22 protein-coding genes are annotated in these 24,843 nt (G+C 70.1%); 7 read left to right on the forward strand and 15 right to left on the reverse strand.

All coding sequences use genetic code 11. From position 1 onward, the window contains the following. From BFF77_RS17905 to BFF77_RS17915, 3 genes are all read right to left on the reverse strand, one after another. The coding region (locus BFF77_RS17905) for an ABC transporter ATP-binding protein (RefSeq protein WP_066950670.1) at window positions 1-1,081 on the reverse strand (1,081 nt) is incomplete at its 3' end. A gap of 43 nt (window positions 1,082-1,124) precedes the next feature. Next, entirely contained in the window at window positions 1,125-2,372 is a 1,248-nt protein-coding gene (locus BFF77_RS17910) for an ABC transporter substrate-binding protein (protein ID WP_066950672.1), read from the reverse strand. 46 nt (window positions 2,373-2,418) lie between these two features. Beyond that, window positions 2,419-3,936 (reverse strand): gamma-aminobutyraldehyde dehydrogenase, encoded by a 1,518-nt coding sequence (locus tag BFF77_RS17915; RefSeq protein ID WP_107422182.1) that lies wholly within the window; start codon window positions 3,934-3,936, stop codon window positions 2,419-2,421. A gap of 259 nt (window positions 3,937-4,195) precedes the next feature. On the opposite strand from BFF77_RS17915, the gene BFF77_RS17920 reads away from it, so the two are divergent. Further along, window positions 4,196-4,696 (forward strand): riboflavin biosynthesis intermediates N-glycosidase, encoded by a 501-nt coding sequence (locus BFF77_RS17920; RefSeq protein ID WP_245703570.1) that lies wholly within the window; start codon window positions 4,196-4,198, stop codon window positions 4,694-4,696. A 17-nt stretch (window positions 4,697-4,713) separates the two neighbouring features. Here BFF77_RS17920 and BFF77_RS17925 read toward each other — a convergent pair whose 3' ends face one another. Further along, window positions 4,714-5,412 carry a DUF4190 domain-containing protein gene (locus BFF77_RS17925; protein WP_066950680.1) on the reverse strand — a complete coding sequence of 233 codons (699 nt, stop codon included), beginning with the start codon at window positions 5,410-5,412 and terminating at the stop codon, window positions 4,714-4,716. A 173-nt stretch (window positions 5,413-5,585) separates the two neighbouring features. Between BFF77_RS17925 and BFF77_RS17930 the strand changes: the two genes are divergently transcribed. Then, window positions 5,586-6,611, forward strand: coding sequence for an adenosine deaminase (locus BFF77_RS17930; RefSeq protein ID WP_066950683.1), 1,026 nt, complete (start codon window positions 5,586-5,588; stop codon window positions 6,609-6,611). Next, window positions 6,596-7,339 (forward strand): glycerophosphodiester phosphodiesterase, encoded by a 744-nt coding sequence (locus tag BFF77_RS17935; protein ID WP_066950685.1) that lies wholly within the window; start codon window positions 6,596-6,598, stop codon window positions 7,337-7,339. Before BFF77_RS17930 ends, BFF77_RS17935 begins: the two co-directional genes overlap by 16 nt. 247 nt (window positions 7,340-7,586) lie before the next feature. On the opposite strand, the gene BFF77_RS35190 is transcribed toward BFF77_RS17935, so the two are convergent. After that, window positions 7,587-7,949 (reverse strand): hypothetical protein, encoded by a 363-nt coding sequence (locus BFF77_RS35190; RefSeq protein WP_141698458.1) that lies wholly within the window; start codon window positions 7,947-7,949, stop codon window positions 7,587-7,589. Window positions 7,950-8,293: 344 nt separating this feature from the next. Continuing rightward, a complete protein-coding gene (locus tag BFF77_RS17945; protein ID WP_066950690.1) occupies window positions 8,294-9,733 on the reverse strand; it encodes a gamma-aminobutyraldehyde dehydrogenase in 1,440 nt (479 codons plus the stop codon). A 194-nt stretch (window positions 9,734-9,927) separates the two neighbouring features. On the opposite strand from BFF77_RS17945, the gene BFF77_RS17950 reads away from it, so the two are divergent. From BFF77_RS17950 to BFF77_RS17965, 4 genes are all read left to right on the forward strand, one after another. After that, window positions 9,928-10,443 carry an Lrp/AsnC family transcriptional regulator gene (locus BFF77_RS17950; RefSeq protein WP_066950693.1) on the forward strand — a complete coding sequence of 172 codons (516 nt, stop codon included), beginning with the start codon at window positions 9,928-9,930 and terminating at the stop codon, window positions 10,441-10,443. Continuing rightward, the gene (locus tag BFF77_RS17955; protein WP_066950695.1) at window positions 10,428-11,807 is read left to right on the forward strand and encodes an aspartate aminotransferase family protein; all 1,380 of its coding nucleotides are present in this window, start codon (window positions 10,428-10,430) and stop codon (window positions 11,805-11,807) included. Before BFF77_RS17950 ends, BFF77_RS17955 begins: the two co-directional genes overlap by 16 nt. A 244-nt stretch (window positions 11,808-12,051) precedes the next feature. Further along, entirely contained in the window at window positions 12,052-12,780 is a 729-nt protein-coding gene (locus BFF77_RS17960) for an ABC transporter ATP-binding protein (RefSeq protein ID WP_066950697.1), read from the forward strand. After that, on the forward strand, window positions 12,762-13,910 hold the full coding sequence (locus BFF77_RS17965; protein WP_066950700.1) for a hypothetical protein: 1,149 nt from the start codon (window positions 12,762-12,764) through the stop codon (window positions 13,908-13,910). Before BFF77_RS17960 ends, BFF77_RS17965 begins: the two co-directional genes overlap by 19 nt. A gap of 90 nt (window positions 13,911-14,000) precedes the next feature. Here BFF77_RS17965 and BFF77_RS17970 read toward each other — a convergent pair whose 3' ends face one another. The 9 genes from BFF77_RS17970 to tsf all read right to left on the reverse strand — a co-directional run bounded on the left by BFF77_RS17970 (window position 14,001) and on the right by tsf (window position 24,786). Further along, window positions 14,001-15,515, reverse strand: coding sequence for a glycosyltransferase family 39 protein (locus BFF77_RS17970; RefSeq protein ID WP_079125259.1), 1,515 nt, complete (start codon window positions 15,513-15,515; stop codon window positions 14,001-14,003). A gap of 275 nt (window positions 15,516-15,790) precedes the next feature. After that, window positions 15,791-16,855, reverse strand: a complete 1,065-nt coding sequence (locus BFF77_RS17975; protein WP_107422180.1) for an ABC transporter ATP-binding protein — start codon at window positions 16,853-16,855, stop codon at window positions 15,791-15,793. Further along, window positions 16,855-18,468, reverse strand: a complete 1,614-nt coding sequence (locus BFF77_RS17980; RefSeq protein WP_066950702.1) for an ABC transporter permease — start codon at window positions 18,466-18,468, stop codon at window positions 16,855-16,857. The genes BFF77_RS17975 and BFF77_RS17980 overlap by 1 nt, the downstream gene beginning before the upstream one ends. 107 nt (window positions 18,469-18,575) lie before the next feature. Next, on the reverse strand, window positions 18,576-19,673 hold the full coding sequence (locus BFF77_RS17985; protein ID WP_425424386.1) for a thiamine ABC transporter substrate-binding protein: 1,098 nt from the start codon (window positions 19,671-19,673) through the stop codon (window positions 18,576-18,578). Window positions 19,674-20,045: 372 nt separating this feature from the next. Beyond that, window positions 20,046-21,152, reverse strand: coding sequence for a dual-specificity RNA methyltransferase RlmN (gene rlmN / locus BFF77_RS17990; RefSeq protein ID WP_066950705.1), 1,107 nt, complete (start codon window positions 21,150-21,152; stop codon window positions 20,046-20,048). 105 nt (window positions 21,153-21,257) lie between these two features. Further along, complete coding sequence (locus BFF77_RS17995) at window positions 21,258-22,343, reverse strand: phosphatidate cytidylyltransferase (RefSeq protein ID WP_066950707.1); 1,086 nt, start codon at window positions 22,341-22,343, stop codon at window positions 21,258-21,260. Beyond that, on the reverse strand, window positions 22,343-22,900 hold the full coding sequence (frr, locus tag BFF77_RS18000) for a ribosome recycling factor (protein ID WP_046499668.1): 558 nt from the start codon (window positions 22,898-22,900) through the stop codon (window positions 22,343-22,345). Before frr ends, BFF77_RS17995 begins: the two co-directional genes overlap by 1 nt. A 126-nt stretch (window positions 22,901-23,026) precedes the next feature. Beyond that, the gene (gene pyrH, locus BFF77_RS18005) at window positions 23,027-23,791 is read right to left on the reverse strand and encodes a UMP kinase (RefSeq protein ID WP_046499667.1); all 765 of its coding nucleotides are present in this window, start codon (window positions 23,789-23,791) and stop codon (window positions 23,027-23,029) included. Between the two features lie 158 nt (window positions 23,792-23,949). Continuing rightward, window positions 23,950-24,786, reverse strand: a complete 837-nt coding sequence (tsf, locus tag BFF77_RS18010; RefSeq protein WP_066950710.1) for a translation elongation factor Ts — start codon at window positions 24,784-24,786, stop codon at window positions 23,950-23,952. Between the last annotated feature and the right edge of the window lie 57 nt (window positions 24,787-24,843).

The raw sequence follows: 24,843 nt of genomic DNA on the forward strand, positions 1-24,843 counted from the left end.
GCAGGACGACCTCGGCGCCGGGGCCGAGACGGCCGTCCCGCTCGATGTTCTGCGCGTAGACCTCGAATTCCGGACAGACCGGGCTGTCGATCACATACTGCGTGGAGACCCCGATGAAGCTGGAGTCGGCGATCCGGCCGGTGATCCGGTTGCGGCCCTCGGGCACGGTCCCGGCGTCGTCCGCGTGCACCAGCGATATCTTCTCGGGCCGTACGCCGACGAGCAGCCGGCCGCCGCTCGTGGTCGGCGCGGAGCAGCGGTCCGCGGGCAGCCGCAGCTTGACGCCGCCCGCCGTGACCACCACATCGCCGCCGCTGATCTCGGCGACCTCGGACTCGATGAGATTGGAGGTGCCCAGGAAGTTGGCGACGAAGGTGGTGTCCGGGTTCTCGTAGAGGTCGGCCGGGCTGCCGAGCTGTTCGACCTGGCCCGCGTTCATCACCGCGACCGTGTCGGCCATGGTCATGGCCTCCTCCTGGTCGTGGGTGACATGGATGAAGGTGATGCCGACCTCGGTCTGGATGCGCTTGAGTTCGAGCTGCATCTGCCGGCGCAGCTTGAGGTCGAGGGCGCCGAGCGGTTCGTCGAGCAGCAGCACCCGCGGGTGGTTGATCAGCGCGCGGGCGACGGCGACCCGCTGCTGCTGGCCGCCGGAGAGCTGGTGCGGCTTGCGCTTGGCGAAGTCGCCGAGCTGGACCAGGTCGAGCATCTCGCCGACCTGCTTGCGTACGGACTTGATCCCGCGGCGGCGCAGTCCGAAGGCGACGTTCTCGTAGATGTCGAGGTGCGGGAAGAGCGCGTAGCTCTGGAAGACGGTGTTGACCGGGCGCTTGTAGGGCGGCAGTTCCGTGACGTCCGTGTCCCCGAGGAAGACCGTGCCGGTGGTCGGATCCTCCAGGCCGGCGATCATCCGCAGCGTGGTGGTCTTGCCGCAGCCCGAGGCGCCGAGGAGCGCGAAGAAGGAGCCCTCGGGCACGGTCAGGTCGAGCGGCTTGACGGCCTGGAAGGAGCCGTACGTCTTGCTGATCCCGGTGAGGCGGACGTCGCCGCCGCCCCGGCTGGTGGATGCGGTCTCTGTCATGGATAACGGTCCCGGGGATGAGAGGTGGACGGGCGGGCGGCTCTTAGGCGCCGATGAGCTTGGCGAACTTCTCCTCGTACGCCGTCTCTTCCTTGCCGCTCAGCGAGCGGAAGGCGTGCGAGGAGGCGGCCATCGCCGCGTCGGGGAGGATCAGCGTGTTGTCGGCCATCGACTTGTCGATCTTGGTGAGTTCGGCGCGCACCCCGTCGACCGGGCAGACGTAGTTGATGTACGCGGCGAGCTGGGCGGCGATCGGCGGCTGGTAGTAGTGGTCGATGAGCCGCTCGGCGTTGGTCTTGTGCCGTGCCTTGGCCGGTACCAGCAGATTGTCGCTGGAGATGATGTAGCCGGTCTCCGGGATCGCGAACTTGACGTCCGGGTTGTCGCTCTGGAGCTGGACGACATCACCGGCCCAGGCGACACAGGCGGCGATGTCGCCCTTGTCGAGGTCCGCGGTGTAGTCGTTGCCGGTGAAGCGGCGGATCTGCTTCTTGTCGACGGCCTTCTGGAGCCGGGCGACCGCCGCGTCGAAGTCGTCGTCGCTGAAGCTCCCCGGATCCTTGCCGAGGTCCAGCAGGGTCATCCCGATGGTGTCGCGCATCTCGGAGAGGAAGGCGACCCGGCCCTTGAGCTGCGGATCGTCCAGGAGCTGGGAGACCGAGTCGACCTTCCGTCCGCCGGTCGCCCTGGCGTTGTAGGCGATGACGGTGGGGATTCCGGTCCATGGATAGCTGTGGGCGCGGCCCGGATCCCAGTCGGGCGAGCGGAACTGCTGGGAGAGGTTCGCGTACGCGTGGGGCAGGTTCGAGGGGTCGAGCTTCTGCGCCCAGCCGAGCCGGATGATCCGCGCGGCGAGCCAGTCCGTGACGCATATGAGGTCACGGCCGGTGTCCTGGCCGGCCGCGAGCTGCGGCTGGATCTTCCCGAAGAACTCGACGTTGTCGTTGATGTCCGCGGTGTACTTGACCGTGATCCCGGTGCGTTCGGTGAACGCGTCCAGCGTGGGGTAGTGCTTCTCGTCCTCGCTGACGTCCATGTACTCGGTCCAGTTGGAGAAGACGACCCGCTTCTCCGTCGCCGAGTGGTCGGTGGACGCGGGTCCGTCGCCCTCGCGCTTGGCGGGCGGGATCCCGCAGCCGCTCAGACCGGCGAGCCCGCCGATCGCGAGGGCGCCGGCACCGGTGGCGCGCAGCATCGACCGGCGGGTCAGGGCGCCCCGGCCACTGGTCATGCTGCGCCGCACGGCGGCCAGTTGGGCCGCGGAGAGACGGTCGGGCTCGTACTGCTCCATGCGCTGTGCCCTTTCGGGTGGGTGAGAAGACCGGCGGCCGGCCGGCCTAACAGCGGTCGCCGAAAATCGTGCGGTGCCAGTCCTTCCTGGCCACCGCGGTGTTGTCGTACATCACATGCTTGACCTGGGTGTACTCCTCGAAGGAGTACACGGACATGTCCTTGCCGAACCCGCTGGCCTTGTAGCCGCCGTGGGGCATCTCGCTGATGATCGGAATGTGGTCGTTGACCCAGACACAGCCGGCCTTGATCTCCCGGGTCGCGCGGCCGGCGCGGTAGACGTCACGGCTCCAGGCGGAGGCGGCGAGGCCGTACGGGGTGTCGTTGGCCAGGCGGATGCCCTCGTCGTCGGTGTCGAAGGGAAGAACGACGAGGACCGGTCCGAAGATCTCGGACTGGACGATCTCGCTGTCCTGCGCGGCGTCCACGATCAGCGTGGGGCGGTAGTACGCGCCCTCCTTGAGCTCGCCTCCGGGCGCCTCGCCGCCGGTGACGACACGCGCGTGGCCGCGCGCCCGGTCGACGAAGCCGGCGACCCGGTCCCGGTGGCTGTGCGTGATCAGCGGACCGAGGTCGGTCTCCGGGTCCAGCGGATCGCCCATGCGCACGGTCTCCATCAGCGCGGCGACTCCGGAGACGAACGCGTCGTACAGCGGACGCTGGACATAGGCGCGGGTGGCGGCCGTGCAGTCCTGTCCCGCGTTGATGAGCGATCCGGCGACCGCGCCGTGGACCGCCGCCTCCAGGTCCGCGTCGTCGAAGACGAGGAAGGGCGCCTTGCCGCCGAGTTCCAGATGCAGGCGCTTGACGGTGGCGGTGGCGATCTCGGCGACACGCCGGCCGACGGCGGTGGAGCCGGTGAAAGAGGTCATCACGACATCGCGGTGGCCGACGAGATGCTCACCGGCGTCCGGGCCCGCACCGGTGACGACGTTGATCACACCGTCGGGAAGTCCGGCGCGCCGGGCGGCCTGCGCGAACATCAGCGAGGTGAACGGGGTGATCTCGGCGGGCTTGAGCACGATGGTGTTGCCCGCGGCCACGGCCGGGAGGATCTTCCAGGCGGCCATCTGGAGGGGATAGTTCCAGGGCGCGATGGAGCCGATGACCCCGATCGGCTCGCGGCGTACGTAGGAGGTGTGGTCGCCGCTGTACTCACCGGCGGAGACACCTTCGAGACGGCGGGCCGCGCCCGCGAAGAAGACGGTGTTGTCGACCGTGCCCGGTACGTCGAACTCGGTGGAGAGCCTGATCGGCTTGCCGCACTGGAGCGTCTCGGCGTACGCGAAGTCCGCGGCCTGTTCGGCGAGGACCTCGGCGAAGCGGTGGAGGGCGTCGGAGCGCGCGCCGGGAGTGGCGCCCGCCCAGCCGGGGAAGGCGGCGAGCGCGGCGGCGACGGCGGCGTCGACATCGGCCGCGCCCGCCAGTTCGTAGCGGTGGATCTCCTCGCCCGTCGCCGGGTTCACCACGGCGTGCGTACGTCCCGACGTACCCTGCCGCGGCAGCCCGCCGATGAACTGCGCGCCGTCCGCGAAGCGGTCCCGCACCTGGAAGCGGTTCGTCATGACGCTCTCCATTGGCCCAGTTGTAGCTCCGGCTTCAATTGAGTGCCGATCCTGACAGAGCACATGCTCCTCAACAAGGGATTCCGTTGTTGCCTTTTGGTTACGCAACGGAATCGGTCGACCATGTGTCGCTTCGGCAGGCTCGGAGGCATACGGAGTGTCAGTGGTGACTGACAGACTCGCGTGCATGACGCATCACCGGGGGAGTGTGATCCGCACGGCGGCGGAGCTGGTCGAGCGGGCGGAGCGCGGCGGAACGATGAGGTATGTGTGCTTCTGGGGGCACACCCCGCGGCGGGACGGCGCGCTGGACGCGAGCTGTCTCAGCCAGTGGTGGCCCTCGCCCTTCACGGTCGCCGGTGTGGAGTACGCGACGGCGGAGCACTGGATGATGGCGGCCAAGGCCCGCCTCTTCGGGGACGAGGAGGCCGAGCGCGCGGCCGTCGGCGCGGTGAATCCGGCGCTCGCCAAGAAGGCGGGCCGGCTGGTGCGCGATTTCGACCAGGCCGTCTGGGAGCGCGAGCGCTTCGGCATCGTGGTGGCGGGCAGTGTCCACAAGTTCGGACAGGATGCCGGGCTGCGCGCGTTTTTGCTGGGCACGGGCGAGCGGATACTCGTCGAGGCCAGTCCGATGGACCGGATCTGGGGCATCGGACTGGCCTCGGACGACGAGCGCGCCCGGGATCCCGCGCGCTGGCGCGGGCTGAATCTGCTGGGCTTCGCGCTGATGGAGGCGCGTGAGCGGCTCCGGTCGATATGAGGGACCCGGGGCCCGGGTCAGCGGCCGGCGCCGGCCACGAGCGAGGTGGCGAACGGATCGGTGTCCGTCGTGTCGAGGCTCTCGTCGTTGGCGAGGGCCCAGATCAGGAAACCGAGGAACACGGCACTGATCAGCGTGCCGATCGAGCCGAGGATGATGCCCGCGAGCGCCATCCCGCCATTGGTCGCCTCGCCCCGCCGGGCCTTGCGGCGGCCGATGACCCCGAAGATCAGCGCGAGGACTCCGACGATGATCCCGACGCCCCAGAAGCAGAAGACGACGACGGCGATGATGCCCAGCACCATCGCGGTGGTCCCCATGCCGTTCGACGGGCTCGGCTGCCAGCCGGCGGAGCCGTAGCCCGGGTAACCGGGAGCGGGATAGCCGGGAGCGGGGTAGCCGTAACCCGGGGTGGCACCGTACGGCGGCGCCGACTGCTGGGCGCCCGGCGTCGGCTGCGGCGGGACGCCCGGGTAGCCGTACGGTCCCGGGGCAGGCTGGGCCGGTCCGCCCGGGGCGGTCGGCGGCGGTGGTACGGCGCCGGGCTCGCCGCCGGGTATCCCGACGACCGTCGGCTGCTCGTGCACGGTCCCGTCCCGCGGCCCGTGCGGTCCCTGGTGCGCCGCCGGGCCGTCCGGCGGAATCCTGTGCTCCGGTGGAGCCCAGGGATCGCTCGGCTCGTAGCCGCCGGACGGCCGCTCGCTCTTGTCGGACATTGAGCCTCCCCCATCGTGATGCCGTCATGCTAAGGCCTGCCCTCCACGCGGAACCGGCCCGGCCTACGATGATCCCTGACCCGAGCCGCCCCGGGCAGGGGCGGGCGACGCGGCTCGCGGAACGCCGTGCCGGCCTCACCACAGGCGTCCGCCTCACCCTCCGGAGGATCCCGATGACCGATCTGCGCCCCTTCATCGCGGGGCTGCCCAAGGCGGAGCTGCATGTCCACCATGTCGGCTCCGCCTCGCCCCGTATCGTGGCCGAACTGGCCGCCCGGCACCCGGACTCCAAGGTGCCCGCCGACCCGCAGGCGCTCGTCGAGTACTTCACCTTCACCGACTTCGCCCACTTCATCGACGTCTATCTCTCCGTCGTGGATCTGATCCGTACGCCCGAGGACGTCCGGCTGCTGACCTTCGAGGTCGCCCGTGACATGGCCCGGCAGAACATCCGCTACGCCGAGCTGACGATCACGCCGTTCAGCTCGACCAGCCGCGGCATCCCCGAGGTGGCCTTCATGGAGGCCGTCGAGGACGCCAGGAAGGCCGCCGAGAGCGAGCTGGACGTCGTCCTGCGCTGGTGCTTCGACATCCCGGGCGAGGCAGGGCTCGAAGCGGCCGAGGAGACCACCCGGCTCGCGGTCGATCTGCGTCCCGAGGGCCTGATCGCCTTCGGGCTCGGCGGTCCCGAGATCGGCGTGCCCAGGCCGCAGTTCAAGCCCTACTTCGACCGCGCCATCGACGCCGGGCTGCACTCCGTACCGCACGCCGGTGAGACGACCGGGCCCGGGACCGTCTGGGACGCCCTGCGGGATCTGCGCGCGGAGCGCATCGGCCATGGCACCAGCGCCGTCCAGGACCCGGAGCTGCTCGCGTATCTCGCCGAGCACCGCATCCCGCTGGAGGTGTGCCCCACCTCCAACATCGCCACCCGCGCGGTCGCCGATCTCGACGAGCACCCGATCAAGGCGATGGTCGCGGCCGGTGTGCTGGTGACGGTCAACAGCGACGATCCGCCGATGTTCGGCACGGACCTCAACCAGGAGTACGCGGTCGCGGCGCGGCTGCTCGGACTGGACGAGCGGGGGCTCGCCGATCTCGCGAAGAACGGGGTCGAGGCGTCCTTCCTCGACGCGCCGGGCAAGGAACGGCTCGCCGCGGAGATCGACACGTACACCGCCGCATGGCTCGCGCGGTAGGAACGGTGACCGGCGACGGCGGGGAAGCCGCGCGGACGGTGGTCGCCGTGGGCCACCGCGGCGATCCCTACCGCATCCGTGAGAACACCCTCCCGTCGATACGCTCGGCGCTGGAGCGAGGAGCCCACGCCGTCGAGATCGATGTACGGCTGACCAGGGACGACGTGCCCGTCCTGCTGCACGACCGCACGACGAGGCGGCTCTGGGGCCATGACCGGCCCCTGGCGGAGCTGACGCACCAGGAGCTGGACGAGGTGAGCGCCGGCGGAGTGCCGACCCTGCGGGAGGTGCTCACGGCGGTGGACGGAGCCCGGCTCATGATCGATCTCCCGGGTGCCACGGAGGAGTCGGTGCGGACGGTCGTGGGTACGGTGCGCGAGTGCGGCGCCGCCGAGCGTGTGTACTACTGCGCGGGCGCAGGCGCGATGCTCGCCGTCCGGGCCGCCGACGCGGGCGCCGAGATCGCGATGACGTGGACGACGCTCGCGCCGCCACGGCCCGCGCTGCTCGCGGCGGTCCGGCCGCGCTGGCTCAACTACCGCTTCGGGCTGATCAGCCGGGAGCTGGCCGACCGCAACCACCGCGACGGGCTGCTGGTCTCGGCCTGGACCGCCGACACCCGGCGCAGCATGCGGAGGCTGATCGCCCGCGGCGCAGACTCGATCACGACCAACCGCGTCGATGTCCTGGCCGCTCTTCTGACCGCCGCCGCGCCTCCCGGCTCGTAGGGCACCACTGCCGGCGGGGCGCGTGCGCTCCGGCATCGCCCGCGACCGGCGCCGAGGTGCCGGGAGATGACCGGCCGTCAGCAATGGATACGCAGGCGGACGACCATGACGTCTGGCGCCAGACCGTCCAGGTACGCGTTGGCGGAATCGAGGGGGCTGCTCCCGGACTCAGGCGTGGAGGTGACGTGGATCCACGTTCCGTCCAGGGTGAGCAGGTGTTCCGTGGGAACCGTCCACTCGGGCTCTCTCATCCGATACGGGGTCTGACCGGCGAGACAAGGGTCGAGCGCCGCGGCCAGTTCCGCGGCGCGGGTGCGCATGCCCTTGAAGTCGAGCAGACCGCGCGGGCCTCCGTCGCACTGTCCGAGAGCCCCGTCACGGGGTTCCCACGGGAGTCCAGCGGTGCTCGGACAACGCGGGAGTCGCCTTCGTGGCCTGGGAGCACGTCGAACTCCTCGCCCGCCCGGCCGAGCCACCACTGGTCCCATTCGCCCCGGTAGGGCTGGTGGTCGCCGTTCATGTCGAAGGGCGCCAAGGCCGTTTCGATCGCGGCACGCAGGTCGTGATGGGAGTCCGGCCGCAGGCAGACCGTGACCATTTCGTTCGCCATGAGCTCGCTGTTCCTCCGCTGGACGGAGTTGCATGCTGACACGGAGGGCGGCCGCTCGGCGCGCCCGTTTCCGCGGCCGGCCGCCCCAGGCCGGTGACGACGCTTCGCCGGACCTGGAGCCGCTGGAGCCGGGCGCCTCTCCTGCGCGCGTCGGCGTCCCGACCCCGACGAGGAGGAAGTCGCGGCGAAGGTGGCGCGGTTCGGGGTGGGCCGCCGTGAGCCCTGACGGCGGCGCGAGCCCGTACGGCGCCGGATGCCGGGACCGTACGGGGCGGGCGGCGGACAAGCTGTCCGCCGCCCGCCCCGGGCCACGAGCGCCGGGCGCCGGGCGCCGGGCAGGCGCGTCAGGCGTCGAGCGAGGTCATCACATGCTTGATGCGCGTGTAGTCGTCGAAGCCGTACGCGGACAGGTCCTTGCCGTAGCCGGACTTCTTGAACCCGCCGTGGGGCATCTCCGCGACCAGCGGGATATGGGTGTTGATCCATACGCACCCGAAGTCCAGGGCCTTCGACATCCGCATCGCACGCGCGTGGTCCCTCGTCCACACCGAGGAGGCGAGGGCGTAGTCGATGCCGTTCGCGTACTCCAGCGCCTGCGCCTCGTCCGTGAAGGACTGGACGGTGATGACCGGGCCGAAGACCTCGTTCTGGATGATCTCGTCGTCCTGCTTGAGCCCGGAGACGACGGTCGGCGCGTAGAAGTAGCCCTTCTCCCCGACCTGATTGCCGCCGGTCTGCACCTTGGCGTGCGCGGGCAGCCGCTCGATGAAGCCGGAGACCCGCTTGAGCTGGTTGGCGTTGTTGAGCGGCCCGTACAGCACGTCCTCGTCGTCCGCGGCACCGGTCCTGGTCTCGGACGCGGCCTTGGCCAGCGCCGCCACGAACTCGTCGTGGATCGACTCGTGCACCAGGACCCGGGTGGCGGCCGTACAGTCCTGGCCCGCGTTGAAGTAGCCCGCCACCGCGATGTCCTCGACGGCCTTGGCGATGTCCACGTCCTCGAACACCACCACCGGAGCCTTGCCGCCCAGCTCCAGATGGACCCGCTTGACGTCCTTGGCCGCGGAGCCGGCGACCTCCATCCCGGCCCGCACGGAACCGGTGATGGACGCCATCGCCGGGACCGGGTGCTCGACCATCGCCCGGCCGCTGTCGCGGTCGCCGCAGATGACGTTGAAGACGCCCTTGGGGGCGATCGCGCCGATGATCTCCGCCATCAGCAGGGTGGAGACCGGCGTGGTGTCCGACGGCTTGAGCACCACGGTGTTCCCCGCGGCGAGGGCCGGTGCGAACTTCCACACGGCCATCATCATCGGGTAGTTCCAGGGCGCGACCTGGGCGCAGACACCGACCGGCTCACGGCGGACGATCGAGGTGAAGCCCTCCATGTACTCGCCGGCCGAGCGGCCTTCGAGCATCCGGGCCGCGCCCGCGAAGAAGCGGATCTGGTCCACCATCGGCGGGATCTCTTCGGTACGGGTGAGCTCCAGCGGCTTGCCGGTGTTCTCGGACTCGGCGGCGATCAGTTCCTCGGCGCGCTCCTCGATGGCGTCCGCGATCTTCAGCAGTACCTTCTGCCGCTCCGCCGGGGTGGTGTCGCGCCAGCCGGGGAAGGCGGCCGCGGCGGCCTCCATGGCGGCGTCGACATCGGCCTGTCCCGAGAGCGGGGAGGTCGCGTACACCTCGCCCGTGGCCGGGTTGACCACCTCGATGGTCCGCCCGTCGGCGGCGTCCCGGAACTCCCCGTTGATGTAGTTGCGCAGCCGGCGCACCTCGGTGGTCACTGCCACCCCTCCTCCTGGTCGCTCATGCTCGGATGTCCGATGGGTGAGACACCCCAACCCTAGTCCTTCGGCCGACGCTTTCGACAGGCCAACCCCCCGGGAACTTCGGATTCAGTGAGATAGCAGCCCTTCAACAACGAATATCATCGCTGGAGGGTTGCGGGACGGAGGAGTCGCAGTGCACAGTGAGGCGCGTGGCCAGTCGTAGCGCAGACTCCAGATCAGACTCCGGGCCCGGTTCCAGGACCGGGAACGGGGCGTCGTCGTCGATCGACGCCGTCTCCCTCGCCATCATCGAACAGCTCCAGGAGGACGGACGGCGGCCCTACGCGGCGATCGGCAAGGCCGTCGGACTCTCCGAGGCGGCCGTGCGCCAGCGCGTCCAGAAGCTGCTCGACCAGGGCGTGATGCAGATCGTCGCCGTGACCGATCCGCTCACCGTGGGCTTCCGGCGGCAGGCGATGGTCGGGATCAATGTCGAGGGCGACATGGAGACGGTCGCGGACGCCCTGGCGGCCATGGACGAATGCGAGTACGTGGTGATGACCGCGGGCTCGTTCGATCTGATGGTGGAGATCGTCTGCGAGGACGACGACCACCTGCTGGAAGTGATCAACCGAAGGATCCGCGCGCTCCCCGGCGTGCGCTCCACCGAGAGTTTCGTCTATCTGAAGCTGAAGAAGCAGACCTATATGTGGGGAACCCGATAGCCGTGAGCAAGGACCTCTCCAAGACCGCGTACGACCACCTGTGGATGCACTTCACCCGCATGTCGTCCTACGAGAACGCACCCGTGCCCACCATCGTGCGTGGCGAGGGCACCTACATCTACGACGACAAGGGCAAGCGCTACCTCGACGGTCTCTCCGGGCTGTTCGTGGTCAACGCCGGCCACGGCCGCCACGAGCTGGCCGAGACCGCCTACAAGCAGGGCCAGGAGCTGGCGTTCTTCCCGGTGTGGTCCTACGCCCACCCGAAGGCGGTCGAGCTGGCCGAACGGCTCGCCCACTACGCGCCCGGCGATCTCAACAAGGTCTTCTTCACCACCGGCGGCGGCGAGGCGGTCGAGACCGCCTGGAAGCTCGCCAAGCAGTACTTCAAGCTGACCGGCAAGCCGACCAAGTACAAGGTGATCTCACGCGCCGTCGCCTACCACGGCACCCCGCAGGGCGCCCTGTCGATCACCGGCCTGCCGGCCCTGAAGGCGCCGTTCGAGCCGCTCGTCCCGGGTGCGCACAAGGTCCCGAACACCAACATCTACCGCGCGCCGATCCATGGCGACGATCCCGAGGCCTTCGGCCGCTGGGCCGCCGACCAGATCGAGCAGCAGATCCTCTTCGAGGGCCCCGAGACGGTCGCGGCCGTCTTCCTGGAGCCGGTGCAGAACGCGGGCGGCTGTTTCCCTCCGCCGCCCGGCTACTTCCGCCGGGTCCGTGAGATCTGCGACCAGTACGACGTCCTGCTCGTCTCCGACGAGGTCATCTGCGCCTTCGGCCGGCTCGGCACGATGTTCGCGTGCGACAAGTTCGACTACGTACCGGACATGATCACCTGCGCCAAGGGCATGACGTCGGGCTACTCCCCGATCGGCGCCTGCATCGTCTCCGACCGGCTCGCCGAGCCGTTCTACCAGGGCGACAACACCTTCCTGCACGGCTACACCTTCGGCGGCCACCCGGTCTCGGCCGCGGTCGGTCTGGCGAACCTCGACATCTTCGAGCGCGAGGGCCTCAACCAGCATGTTCTCGACAACGAGGGCACGTTCTTCGACACCCTGAAGAAGCTGCACGATCTGCCGATCGTCGGCGACGTGCGCGGCAACGGTTTCTTCTACGGCATCGAGCTGGTCAAGGACAAGGCCACCAAGGAGACGTTCACGGACGAGGAGACGGAGCGCGTCCTCTACGGCTTCCTCTCCAAGGAGCTGTACGAGAACGGGCTGTACTGCCGCGCCGACGACCGTGGCGACCCGGTCGTCCAGCTCGCGCCGCCGCTGATCTCCGACCGGTCGACCTTCGACGAGATCGAGGGGATTCTGCGCTCGGTGCTGACGGAGGCCTGGACGAAGCTGTGACGGCGAGCCCCGCGCCGCCGCGGACGTGTACCACGCTCCGGCGGTCCGGTGGACCGGGCCGCGATTGACCGGACCACCCGCATGACGGCCCGGGTGCCGCCTTTCGAGTGAGAAGGGCGGCACCCGGGCCGTGTGCTGTCCGCTCACCCCGTTCCGAATACCTAGCGTGCCCTGTGACCGATCGTCGCCGCCTTCGTTCACCCGGACGGCGGAGGTAAGTCCGATCAGAACCGAGGTGTACGCCATGGTGGCCCCGCCTGACAACGACGTGCTCTGGGCGCGTTCCCTGACCTACTCCCACAATGGATCGCCCGCGCTCGACGGTGTCTCGCTCGGCGTGCGCGAGGGCGAGATCCTCGCCGTGTACGGCCCGCGCGGCAGCGGAAAAACGACTCTTCTGCGCTGCCTGTCGGGTCAGCTCGTCCCGCAGGAGGGCGAGGTCTGGTTCAACGACTCGCCCGTCCACACCATGAGCGCGGTCGTCCGCGAACGGCTCCGCAGGGACCGCTTCAGCTGGATCGACCCCGCTCCCGCGCTGGTGCCCGAGTTGAGCGCGTGGGAGAACGCGGCGCTCCCGCTGCTGCTGCGCGGCGCCCCGCACCGCGTCGCCAAGACCGCCGCGATGGAGTGGCTGGACCGCCTCGACATCGGTGACTGCGCCAGGAAGCGTCCGTACGCCCTGCTCCAGGCCCAGCGCCAGCGGATCGCGGTCGCCCGCGCCCTGGTCACCACGCCCGCGGTGCTCTTCGCCGACGAGCCGACGGCCCCGCTGCACCGTACGGACCGGGCCCAGGTGATCCGTACGCTGACCACCGCGGCCCGTACGCACAACATCACCGTCGTCCTGGCCACCCTGGACGAGGAGGTCGCGGCGCTCGCCGACCGTACGGTCCCCCTGGTGGACGGACGCCGGGTCAGCTCCCTGGGGCCCTCCGAGGCGGAAGGTCAGGCCGCGTGCTCGCTCTCCGTCTAGGCCGTGGCGCCCGCCCCCTGGCCCTGCTGCGCCGTCTGCTGGTCGTGGCGGCGTCCGCCGGGGTCGGCTTTCTCCTGCTGTGCACGCTGGGCTGGGCGATGAAACATCCGGTCGGCTCCCTGCCACGGCTGCTGTGGTGTCTGATTCCGCTGGCGGCGACGGTGCAGCTCGCGGTCGCGGTCGCCCGTACCGATCCCGGCACCCGGCCACGCACCGGACTATCGGCGGTGGGGCTCGGCCCGGCCCGGCTGACCACACTGGCCGCCACCTCGACCGCCGTCTCCTGCACCCTGGGCAGCGTGGTGGCGCTGCTGTGCTTCCTGCGTCTGCGGAGCGATCTGACCGGGACGCTCTTCGCCGGGCAGGCGGCGGACCTCCTCGCCAGGAACCAGCCGCTCCCGCTGGCCGCCGTGCTGACGCTGCTGGCACTGGTGCCGACGTTCGCGACGGCGGCGACCGGACTGGTGATGCGGCGGCACACCCGCAGGACCGCCCGTCCCGCGGAGAGTACGGACCCGGCGCCCGCGCCGACCGGACTGCCCTGGGGAGTCGCCCTCACCACGGCGGGCCTGGCGATCGAGACCTACGCGAGCCGAGGAGGCGGCGGATCCACGCCGCCGCTGCCGGGCCGCTTCGACGGCAGTTCGGCCGGGGTGCTGGCGGGCTGGTCGCTGACGGCCGTCGGGCTGGCCCTGGCCGGTCCCGGCATCACCTATCTCTGCGGGCGGCTGCTCCAGACCGTGCGTCCCGGCGCGATCCGGCTGCTGGCGGGCCGCACGCTGATGGCCGAGGCCCATGGGATCGGCCGTCCGCTGGGCGTCCTGTGCGCGGTGCTCTCGGGTGTGTTCGCCGCCAACTCCCTCTACGGACCCCGGGACGAGCCTCCCTTCGGCCCGCTCACCGGCCTCGGCGCGGCCCTGGTCATCGGCTGTACGGCGGCCACCCTGCTGACCGCCGCCCTGGAGACACGGCAGGCCCGGGTCCCCACCACCACGACCCTGCACCATCTGGGCGCCCACGCCGGACTGCTGCGTACGGCCGCGGCGGTACGGGCGACCGCGATCCTGGCGATCTTCGCCCCACTGACCTGGATGGTGGCGGCCCTGGCGGCGGTCCCGCTGACGACGTAGGCCAGAAGCCCGCCGTCCCGTCCGGGACCGGACGGCGGGGGCCGGGAGTGTGCGGGGCCGGGGATCGACTCCCCGGCCCCGCGGCCGTTCTCACCCCGCGTCGTCGCACGCGGCGGCCGATCTGGCGTACAGCGTCACCTGCGCTCCCCGGACCCGCTCCCGCGCGCAGGCGTGGAAGTACGTACGGAGCACCGCGCGCTTCACCGCTTCCCGTGCCACGGCGTCCTCGGGCTCGCCCGGCGGATCGCTCAGCACCACGATGCGCGGTGTGGACAGCATCCGTGCGCGGATACGGTCGGCGGACATCTCCTCGCCCTGGAGAGAACCGGACGCGGCCGGGCTCTCTTGGAGGGCCAGATCGTCCAGGGTGTCGAAGGGGCCGGTGGAGGAGAGCTTCCACTCACGGCGCCGCGCGGGGGTGAACATCACCCCGTCCCCGTCGGCGGAGACCTCTTCGACCGCCTTCCCTATGGCCGTCAGATCGTCCTTACGGCTCTCGGGCGTCCGCAACTGCCGGCTGACAGGGACCAGGACGAGCGCGAGTACGGCCATCAGCCCGGCCAGGGCGGCGACACGGACGGCAGGGCGGTGCGCGCCGCCCGGGTGGTGCGCGCCACCGGTGCCGGGCCACCGGCGCGACCTCAGCAGCCGGTCCAGCGTGGTGCCGAGCAGCAGCGCGATGCCCAGATTGGTGAAGAGCACATACCGGTCGACGTACATGGACGCGTAGAGGGAACCGAGCAGCAGAGCGGCGGTGGGGACCACGGCGAGAGAGAGTCCCACGCTCCGCACGACGGCATGGCCAGAGCCCGAGCCGGTGTCCGCGCCCGCGCCGGTGTCCGAGCCCGCGCCGGTGTCCGTGTCCGCGCCGGTGTCCGTGTCCCGGCTCCGGCCCTTGCCTCCGCCCGTCCCCAGATGTCCGGCGCAGAGCAGGGCGACCAGTGCCCACCCCGCGATCTCGCACCACTCCCCCGCCTTGGGCCGGCCGATCCAGGAGACCTGATCGGACTGGCCCATGCTGAAGAGGATCAGCGGAAGCGATCCCGCGAACGCGAGGCCGGCGGCGACGCGCCAGCCCCGTGCGTTCCTCGGCCCGGGACGGATGACAGCGACCGAGACACCGTGCGCGAACAGCGCGAGTACGGCGAACTCATGGAGCCAGATCGCGGTCAGGCTCACCAGCGAGTAGAGCGCCCAGCACGTGCGGGACGGTCTGTCGAGCGACCGGACCAGAAGGTAGGTGGACCACGCGACGAGCGCGCACACCATCGCGTAGGAGCGCCCCTCCTGCGCGTACATCTGGATGTCCGGGACAAGGGCGAAGACCACTCCGCTGAGGACTCCCGCCCGTGCCCCGGCCAGCCGGTGGGCGATGAGCCCGACACACCCCGCCGCCAGCGCTATGGCGAGTACGGAGGGCAGGCGGAGCGTGAGCAGGCCCCCGTCCCGGAGTCCGAACAGGGCGTGCATGAAGACGTAGTAGAGGCCGTGGACGGCGTCGGCGTGATGCAGCAGCCGCCAGATCTCGGAAAGACTCCGGTGTGCCACCTGATAGGTCACGGACTCGTCGCGCCACATGGTGCCGTCGCGCGTGATGCCCCACATGCCCAGGGCGAGGGCGGACGCCGCGGGTATCAGCCCCGCGGCCGGCCGGCCGGGTCCGGGACGCCCGGATATCCGCGGGGGCGAGGCGCCGTCGGGGCTCTCGGCCGCCGCGGTCCCGGCCGCGGCCTTCTCCTGGAGTTCGATGCCTGACCCCTTCAGCGGATGGAGCGGCCCCCGCGGGGGCTCCGGACCGTCCCGGCACGGAGGGACCACGCTACTCGACGCCCGGTCGCCGCACCCCGGAAGCCCGGTGCCCCACGCTCCGGCGCCTCGCCCTACGACGGTCGCCGAAGCCGCGTGTCACGGTCGGGCAGCACCACCACGTCCTCCGCGGCGAACACCACTCCCACCACCGCGCCCTGCCGCGGCGCGTCCCTGAGGCCGCACTCGGCCTCAAGAACCGGTCCGCCGCCCGAGGGCCCGTCGGGCCGCAGCAGCACCGCGACCCGGCTGCCGCGGAACGTACGCGCCTCGACCGTGCAGCGCAGCCCTTCGCCGGGCGCGACCAGCCGTACACCGGCCGGTCTCACCAGCACCGACCGCTCCCCTCGCGCCGATCCTTCCGGCACCGGGATCCGTCCCCAGACCGTATCGGCCGCATCGCCCCCCACCGTCGCGTCCACGACGTTGTCGAAGCCGAGGAAGCGCGCCACGAAGGCCGAGGCGGGCCGCTGCCAGACGGCCACCGGCGTGCCGGTCTGGGCGACACGCCCGTCCCGCATCACCACGACGCGGTCGGCGAGCGCGAACGCCTCGCCCTGGTCATGGGTGACGGCGAGCACGGTCGTACCCAACCGTCCGAAGAGACCGCGCAGTTCGACCACCAGCCGCTCGCGCAGGCCGCGGTCGAGCTGGCCGAGCGGCTCGTCCAGCATCAGCAGCCGTGGCCGGGGAGCCAGCGCACGGGCCAGCGCGACCCGCTGCTGTTCACCGCCGGACAGCTCGGCGACGGCCCGCCGCTCCGCACCCTGCAGTCCGACGAGGTCGAGCGACTCCGCCACCCGGCCGGTCCGTTCGGCGCGCGGGACCCCGCGCATCCGCAGCCCGAAAGCGACATTGCCACCCACGTCCCGCTGCGGAAAGAGCTGGTGGTCCTGGAACATCAGCCCGACTCCGCGCCGGTGCACGGGCACTCCCGACTGGTCGGCGCCCTCCAGCAGCACCCGCCCGCCGTCCGGCGGCGTCAGCCCGGCCACCACACGCAACAGGGTCGACTTGCCGCTCCCGCTCGGCCCCAGCACACACACGGTCTCGTGCTCGGCGATCTCCAGGTCGACCGCGTCGAGCGCGACCCGGTCACCGAACCGTACGGTGATGTCCGACAAGGTCAGCAGGGCCATCAGAACTCTCCGGAGCGGTCGGTACGGATACGTTCCAGCGCCAGCAGCGACACCGCGCACACCACCATCAGTACGGTGGACAGGGCCATGGCCTGCCCGTAGTTGAGTTCGCCGGGCCGCCCGAGCAACCGCGCCACGGCCACCGGCAGCGTCGGCCGGTCCGGGCGCGCGATGAACACCGTCGCACCGAACTCACCGAGCGAGACGGCGAACGCGAAACCGGCCGCGACCAGCGACGCCCGCCGCACCAGCGGCAGATCGACCTCCCGCCAGACACGCAGCGGTGACGCCCCGAGGACGGCCGCCGCCTCACGCAGCCGTCCGTCCACCGCCCGCAGTACCGGCAGCATGGTCCGTACGACAAAAGGGACGCCCACCAGGGCCTGGGCGAGCGGCACCAGAATCCAGGAGGCCCGCAGATCGAGCGGCGGCTTGTCGAGGGTGATCAGAAACCCGAAGCCGACGGTCACCGCGGAGACTCCGAGCGGCAGCATCAGCAGCGCGTCGAAGCCTCGTACGAGCCGGCCCGCGCGGCGGGTGAGGGCGGCGGCGGCGAGACCGCCCACCACCAGCGCCACGGCCGTCGCGACCAGCGCGTAACGCAGTGAGTTCCAGACGGCCTCCAGCGGAGGTACGAGAAAGGTCCCGCCGCTCGCCTCCACCGAGCCGAGCGCCCGGTAGAAGCCGAAACCGTACCCGCCGGGCACGTCGAGGGAGCGCTCGACCAGTACGCCCAGCGGCAGCAGGACCAGCAGCAGCACGGTGCCGAGCACCGCGCCGAGCAGCGCCCACTGCCCGGCGCCGCGCGGTCGGCGCGCGGTCAGCGCGGGATCGACGAGCCTCAGCGCGCCCTCGCGTCGGCGCACGGTCCACGCGTGCACGGCCAGCACGCCGCCGACCGCCGCGAACTGTACGAGGGTGAGCACGGCCGCGGTGGGCAGGTCGAGCAGTTGCGCGGTCTGCCGGTAGATCTCCACCTCCAGGGTGGAGTAGGCGGGGCCGCCCAGGATCTGTACGACACCGAAGGACGTGAAGGTGAAGAGGAAGACCATCAGCGCGGCGGCTGCCACGGCGGGTGCGAGGGCCGGCAGTGTCACCCGCCACCAGGCCATGAGCCGGCCCGCGCCCAGCACCCGCGCGGCCTCCTCCTGGCGCGGATCGAGCTGGGCCCACAGACCGCCCACGGTCCTGACGACCACGGCGTAGTTGAAGAAGACATGCGCGAGGAGGATCGCCCAGACGGTGGTGTCGAGCCGTACGCCCCACAGCTCGTCGAGCGGTCCGCCGCGCCCGAGCAGCGCGAGGAAGGCCGTACCGACGACGACCGTGGGCAGCACGAACGGGACGGTGACGACCGCGCGCAGGAACTGTCTGCCCGGGAAGTCGAAGCGCGCGAACACGTACGCGCCGGGCAGGGCGATCAGCAGGGTGAGCGCGGTGGAGGCGAACGCCTGCCAGGTGGTGAACCACAGGACGTCGAGGATGTCGGGACGGCTCAGCACGTCACCGACGCGGCCGAACCGCCAGACGCCGTCGGCCTTGAGCCCGCGGCCGACGATCGCGGCCACGGGATAGGCGAAGAAGACCGCGAAGAACGCGACGGGCAGGGCCATGAGGGCGAGCCGGACGGCGTTCGCGCGCCCGGCCCTGCCCCGTGCCCCGGTCCCGGGGCCGTTCGCGGCGCCATCGGTCGCGCCGGTTCCGGCCCCGGGTGTGGGAGCTACTTCACTACGAGTGAGGTCCACGACTGGATCCACTGCTCACGACCGGCGGTGATCCTGTCGGGTGCCATCGTCTCCGGCTTGTCGACCGTCGTGCCGAACTCGGTGAACAGCTCCGGCAGCGGCACGTCCTGGACGACCGGATTGACGAACATGTTGAGGGGCATGTCCGCCTGGAAGGTCTCGCTGATCAGAAAGTCCAGCAGGGCCTTGCCGCCCGCCTCGTTCCTCGCGCCCGTGAGCAGCCCGGCGAACTCGATCTGCCGGAAGCAGGTGCCGGTGGAGACTCCGGTCGGGGCCTCCTTCGGCCGCGGTTCGGCGTACAGCACCTCGACGGGCGGGCTGGAGGCGTACGAGACGACGAGCGGGCGGTCGGCCTTGGCCTTCCTGCCGCCGGCCGAGCCCGAGAAGTTCTCGTTGTAGGCCTGCTCCCAGCTGTCCACGACCTGGACGCCGTTGGCCTTCAGCTTCTTCCAGTACTCCTGCCAGCCGTCGTCGCCGTACCGCGCGGCCGTGCCGAGGAGGAAGCCGAGGCCGGGCGAGGAGGTCGCGGCGTTCTCGGTGACCAGCAGATTCTTGTACTCGGGCTTGAGCAGATCGCCGAAGGACCGCGGCGGCGCGAGCTTCTTGTCCGCGAAGTACTTCTTGTCGTAGTTGACACAGATGTCACCGGTGTCGATCGGTGTGACGCGGTTCTTGCTCCCGTCGAGCCGGGTTTCCGCGTCGACCCGGTCGAGGCCCTTCGCCTCGTACGGTGTGAACAGACCGTTGTCGAGGGCGCGGGAGAGCAGGGTGTTGTCGACGCCGAAGAAGACATCGCCCTGAGGCGAACCCTTGGTCAGGATCTCCTTGTTGAGGGCCTCGCCCGCGTCTCCGCTCTTCAGCACCCTGACCGTGTAGCCGGTGCGCCGGGTGAACTCCTTGAGCACGGCGGGAGTGGCGTTGAACGAGTCGTGGCTGACCAGGGTGACGGTCTTCGACGCCGTCCCGCCACCGCGCGTACCGGCGCTGTCGCCGGACGGCGCCGAGCCGTCTGACCCGCCGCAGGCGGCGAGCGAGGAGACACCGAGCGCGGTGGCGACCGCCGCGACCGCCATTCTCCTGACACTGATGATGCTCACTGATTTTCCTCCTGGGATGTCCAGGAGAAGACGCGGCCCTGCCCGGGGTCCGGACGGACCGGACCGCGGGCAGGGCGCAACAGCTTGAGTGGTGACCGAACTTCCTACCCAGAATGACCTGGGCGAGGTTCAGAGGGTCTGCGACCGCTGCCCGCTCTCACGGACATGTGCCGCACTCTCAGCGCTGTGGCGCTCCCCTGTCGGAAAATATGCAATGCGTTCGCGTCAAGGCTACACGCACGGCATGTCCGGGCCCGGTTCACCTCCGGAACGGTCCCGCTCATGGGCGGATCCGCCGGCCCGGCGCCCCCGCCCACGCGGCACCGACGCCCACAGGGCGCCGGTGTCCTACCGCTCCGACGCGGCCAACTGCCCGCACGCTCCGTCGATCTCCTGGCCGCGGGTGTCCCGTACGGTCACGGGCACCCCATGGGCCGCGATCGCCTCGACGAACGCCTTCTCGTCCTCGGGGCGCGAGGCCGTCCACTTCGATCCCGGTGTCGGGTTGAGCGGGATCAGATTGACGTGCACCCGCTTGCCCTTGAGCAGCCGGCCCAGCCGGTCGCCGCGCCACGCCTGGTCGTTGATGTCACGGATCAGCGCGTACTCGATGGAGACCCGGCGGCCCGACTTCTCCGCGTACTCCCACGCCGCGTCCAGCACTTCCCGTACCTTCCAGCGCGTATTGACCGGGACGAGGGTATCGCGCAGCTCGTCGTCGGGCGCGTGCAGGGAGACCGCGAGCCGGCATTTGAAGCCCTCGTCGGCGAAGCGCAGCATCGCGGGCACCAGACCGACCGTCGACACGGTGATCCCGCGCTGCGACAGGCCCAGACCGTCGGGCTCGGGATCGGTCAGCCGGCGGATCGCACCGACCACCCGGTTGTAGTTGGCGAGCGGCTCACCCATGCCCATGAAGACGATGTTCGACAGCCGGGAGGGCCCGCCCGGCACATCACCGTCGCGCAGGGCGCGCATCCCGTCCACGATCTGGTGCACGATCTCGGCGGTGGACAGATTGCGGTCGAGACCGGCCTGTCCGGTGGCACAGAACGGGCAGTTCATCCCGCAGCCCGCCTGAGACGAGATGCACATCGTGACCCTGTCCGGATAGCGCATCAGCACGGACTCGACCAGGGTGCCGTCGTGCAGCCGCCAGAGCGTCTTACGGGTGGTGTCGTCGTCGCAGGAGATGTGCCGCACCACCGACATCAGATCGGGCAGCAGCTCCGCCGCGAGCTTCTGACGCGCGGCGGCCGGGATGTCGGTCCACTGCTCGGGATCGTGTGCGAACCGCGCGAAGTAGTGCTGCGAAAGCTGCTTGGCACGGAACGCCTTCTCGCCGATCGCGGCGACCGCCTCACGGCGCTCGGCGGGAGTGAGGTCGGCGAGATGCCGCGGGGGCTTCTTGGCTCCGCGGGGCGCGACAAAGGTGAGTTCTCCGGGTACAGGCATGGTGGATCCAGTGTCGCAGACATACGAAGGGGGCCCGCCGTCCTGTGGACAACGGGCCCCCGTACCGCATCGGTCCTGGCCACAGACGTGACCGGAGGCGCCGGGTCAGGAGCCTACGAAGATCACCAGCAGCAGCCAGACCACCGGCGCCGTGGGCAGCAGCGAGTCGAGCCGGTCCATGATGCCGCCGTGCCCCGGCAGCAGCGTGCCCATGTCCTTGATGCCGAGATCCCGCTTGATCATGGACTCGCCGAGATCGCCGAGTGTGGCGGTGGCCGCGACCGCCAGCCCCAGCAGCAGGCCCTGCCACCAGATCCCGTCGTGGATCAGGAACTGCATGCAGAGGGCGCCCGCCACCATGGCGAAGACGATGGCTCCGGCCAGTCCTTCCCTGGTCTTGCCGGGACTGATGCGCGGCGCGAGCTTGTGCGTACCGAAGCGCCAGCCGACCGCGTAGGCGCCCGTGTCGCTGACGACCGTGAGCACCATGAACATCAGGACCCGCCGCGGACCGTCGTCCGCCGTGAGCATCATCGCCACGAAGGTGGCCAGGAACGGCACGTAGAACGCGGCGAAGATCCCCGCGGTGACGTCCTTGAGATAGCCCTCGGGCGGTGCCGTCATCCGCCAGACCAGCACCGCGAGCGCCGTCAGCGCCATCGCGACCCAGGCGCCCTCGGCACCGCGCAGATAGCCGGCGACGACCATCGCGGCGCCGCCGACCGCCAGCGGTACCAGCGGGGCCTTGATGCCCTTCTTCTCGTCGAGCCGCGAGGTCAGCTCCCACAGCCCGACGACCACCGCGACCGCGACGACACCGACGAACACGGCCTTCACGATGAAGAGCGACGTCACGACGAGCACCCCGAGGCCGAGGCCCACTCCTATGGCCGCGCGCAGATCACGGCCCGCCCGCTTCCTCGGTGGCGGTGGTGACGGTGCTCCCATGGGCTCCTGTGGCGTCTCGTCACGGAACAGAGGGCCGCCCGGCCGAGCACCCTCCCGGTCGTCATCCTGGTCCCCGCCGTTCGCGGGTCCGTCGGGCACGATGGGCATGGGCCGAGTCTGCTGCGTGTCCAGCGCGTCGTACGCGGGACCCGCCGGAGCGGCCCCGTGGTCGGTCGGTCCCCAGTAGTCGGTGTAACCGGAGTAACCGGCCGTCGGCGGGGCCCCCCGGGAAGAGTCGTTCATCAGACCTCGAGCAGCTCGGCTTCCTTGTGCTTGAGCAGCTCGTCCACCTGCGCGACATACTTCGCGGTGGTGTCGTCGAGCTCCTTCTCCGCGCGGCGTCCCTCGTCCTCGCCGACCTCGCCGTCCTTGACCAGTTTGTCGATGGTCTCCTTGGCCTTGCGGCGGACCGCGCGGATCGAGATCTTCGAGTCCTCGGCCTTGGTCTTGGCGACCTTGATGAACTCCTTGCGGCGGTCCTGGGTCAGCTCCGGGAACACCACCCGGATGATGTTGCCGTCGTTGCTCGGATTGACCCCGAGGTCGGAGTCACGGATCGCCTGCTCGATATTGCGCAGCGCGCTCTTGTCGAACGGGGTCACCACGGCCATCCGCGCCTCGGGCACGGCGAACGAGGCGAGCTGGTTGATCGGGGTCAGGGCACCGTAGTAGTCCGCCACGATCTTGTTGAACATCGCCGGATGTGCCCGCCCTGTGCGGATCGCGGCGAAGTCGTCTTTGGCGACCAGGACGGCCTTCTCCATCTTCTCCTCGGCCTCGAGGAGGGTCTCTTCGATCACCACTTGCTCCTGCGTGTCTTGAGTGGGCCCGGCGTGCGCGTGGGCCGGCGGAACCTGCGTCGCGTCTTCTCCTGCACGGTGTCCGACCGGCAGGGCTCTGTCCATCCCGTACGGGGCCGGCCCGGATCAGGTCCGGGTGCCCTGGTCGCTCACGAGCGTGCCGATCTTCTCACCCTTGACCGCACGCGCGATATTGCCTTCCTTCAGCAGTTCGAAGACAAGAATCGGCAGTTTGTTGTCCTGGCACAGCGTGATCGCGGTCATGTCGGCGACGCGCAGATCACCCGCGATCACCTCGCTGTACTCCAGGGCGTCGAACTTGACGGCGTCGGGGTTGGTCTTGGGGTCCGAGTCGTACACCCCGTCCACGCCGTTCTTGCCCATCAGCAGCGCCTGGGCGTCGATCTCCAGGGCACGCTGGGCGGCGGTGGTGTCGGTGGAGAAGTACGGCATGCCCATACCGGCGCCGAAGATGACCACACGGCCCTTCTCCATGTGACGCACGGCGCGCAGCGGGATGTACGGCTCCGCGACCTGGCCCATGGTGATGGCGGTCTGGACGCGGGAGTCGATGCCTTCCTTCTCCAGGAAGTCCTGGAGGGCCAGGCAGTTCATCACCGTGCCGAGCATGCCCATGTAGTCGGAGCGTGCCCGGTCCATACCGCGCTGCTGGAGTTCCGCGCCGCGGAAGAAGTTGCCACCGCCGATGACGACCGCGATCTGGGCGCCGTCCCGGACGACGGCGGCGATCTCGCGGGCGATGGCGTGTACGACGTCTGGGTCGACGCCGAGCGCTCCCCGGCCGGCGAACGCCTCACCGGACAGCTTCAGCATGAAGCGGCCGTGCTTCGTGCCGTCGTCGCTCTTATCGGCTTTGTCGGCCTGTTCCATGGAGATCTCCTCGTGCACATACGAAGAAGGCCATTGCCCGGGGGTCCTCGCGGTTCCCAATGCGGCAATGGCCTCCTCGTCAGATCTGCGGTCGCCCGGCGCGTACGCGGACGACTGCGTCAGACCCTATCGGGGTCTTCGGTCGATCGCGTACGGACTCAGATGCCGACCTTGATGCGCGCGAAGCGCTTCAGGGTGACACCGGCCTCGTCCAGCACCTTCTGGACGCTCTTCTTGTTGTCCTTCGCGAACGCCTGCTCCAGGACGACGACCTCCTTGAAGAAGCCGTTGACGCGACCCTCGACGATCTTGGGCAGGGCAGCCTCGGGCTTGCCCTCCTCGCGCGAGGTGGCCTCGGCGACACGGCGCTCGTTCTCGACCGTCTCGGCCGGGACCTCGTCGCGGTTGAGGTACTTCGGGGCGAAGGCGGCGATGTGCTGCGCGACGTCCTTGGCGACCTGGGCGTCTTCCTTGTCCAGCTCGACCAGCACACCGACCTGCGGCGGAAGGTCGGGCATGGTGCGGTGCATGTAGGCGGCCACGTAACCGCCGGTGAACTGCGCGAAGCGGTCCAGGACGATCTTCTCGCCGAGGTTGGCGTTCGCCTCGTCCACATACGCCTGGACGGTCTTGCCGGCCTCGATCTCGGAGGCGAGGAGCGCCTCCAGGTCGGCCGGGGACGTCGCGGCGACATGGGCGGCGAGCGTGTTGGCCACGCTCTGGAACTTCTCGCCCTTGGCGACGAAGTCCGTCTCGCACTTCAGCTCGAGCAGTACGCCGGAGGTCTTGTCCTCGGAGATGAGGGAGACGACGGCGCCGTTCTCGGCCGAACGGCCCTCGCGCTTGGCGACGCCCTTCTGGCCCTTGACACGGAGGAACTCGACGGCGCTGTCGACGTTGCCGTCGGCCTCGTCCAGTGCCTTCTTGCAGTCCATCATGCCGGCGCCGGTGAGCTCGCGGAGCTTCTTGACGTCGGCGGCGGTGTAATTCGCCATGATCTGTAATTCTCTCTCGAAGGTCTGAAAGATCTACGGGTGAACGGCGGGGGCCGT

This window comes from Streptomyces lushanensis, from assembly GCF_001700515.1.
GTDB classification, from domain to species: Bacteria; Actinomycetota; Actinomycetes; order Streptomycetales; family Streptomycetaceae; genus Streptomyces; species Streptomyces lushanensis.

Bases quoted from the DNA above. Each gene is read 5' to 3' on its own strand.
- BFF77_RS17910 (WP_066950672.1), bottom strand. From the start codon at position 2,372: ATGGAGCAGTACGAGCCCGACCGTCTCTCCGCGGCCCAACTGGCCGCC.
- BFF77_RS17915 (WP_107422182.1), bottom strand. From the start codon at position 3,936: ATGACGAACCGCTTCCAGGTGCGGGACCGCTTCGCGGACGGCGCGCAG.
- BFF77_RS17920 (WP_245703570.1), top strand. From the start codon at position 4,196: ATGAGGTATGTGTGCTTCTGGGGGCACACCCCGCGGCGGGACGGCGCG.
- BFF77_RS17925 (WP_066950680.1), bottom strand. From the start codon at position 5,412: ATGTCCGACAAGAGCGAGCGGCCGTCCGGCGGCTACGAGCCGAGCGAT.
- BFF77_RS17930 (WP_066950683.1), top strand. From the start codon at position 5,586: ATGACCGATCTGCGCCCCTTCATCGCGGGGCTGCCCAAGGCGGAGCTG.
- BFF77_RS17935 (WP_066950685.1), top strand. From the start codon at position 6,596: ATGGCTCGCGCGGTAGGAACGGTGACCGGCGACGGCGGGGAAGCCGCG.
- BFF77_RS35190 (WP_141698458.1), bottom strand. From the start codon at position 7,949: ATGGCGAACGAAATGGTCACGGTCTGCCTGCGGCCGGACTCCCATCAC.
- BFF77_RS17960 (WP_066950697.1), top strand. From the start codon at position 12,052: ATGGTGGCCCCGCCTGACAACGACGTGCTCTGGGCGCGTTCCCTGACC.
- BFF77_RS17970 (WP_079125259.1), bottom strand. From the start codon at position 15,515: ATGTGGGGCATCACGCGCGACGGCACCATGTGGCGCGACGAGTCCGTG.
- BFF77_RS17975 (WP_107422180.1), bottom strand. From the start codon at position 16,855: ATGGCCCTGCTGACCTTGTCGGACATCACCGTACGGTTCGGTGACCGG.
- BFF77_RS17980 (WP_066950702.1), bottom strand. From the start codon at position 18,468: ATGGCCCTGCCCGTCGCGTTCTTCGCGGTCTTCTTCGCCTATCCCGTG.
- BFF77_RS17985 (WP_425424386.1), bottom strand. From the start codon at position 19,673: ATGGCGGTCGCGGCGGTCGCCACCGCGCTCGGTGTCTCCTCGCTCGCC.
- rlmN (WP_066950705.1), bottom strand. From the start codon at position 21,152: ATGCCTGTACCCGGAGAACTCACCTTTGTCGCGCCCCGCGGAGCCAAG.
- BFF77_RS17995 (WP_066950707.1), bottom strand. From the start codon at position 22,343: ATGAACGACTCTTCCCGGGGGGCCCCGCCGACGGCCGGTTACTCCGGT.
- pyrH (WP_046499667.1), bottom strand. From the start codon at position 23,791: ATGGAACAGGCCGACAAAGCCGATAAGAGCGACGACGGCACGAAGCAC.
- tsf (WP_066950710.1), bottom strand. From the start codon at position 24,786: ATGGCGAATTACACCGCCGCCGACGTCAAGAAGCTCCGCGAGCTCACC.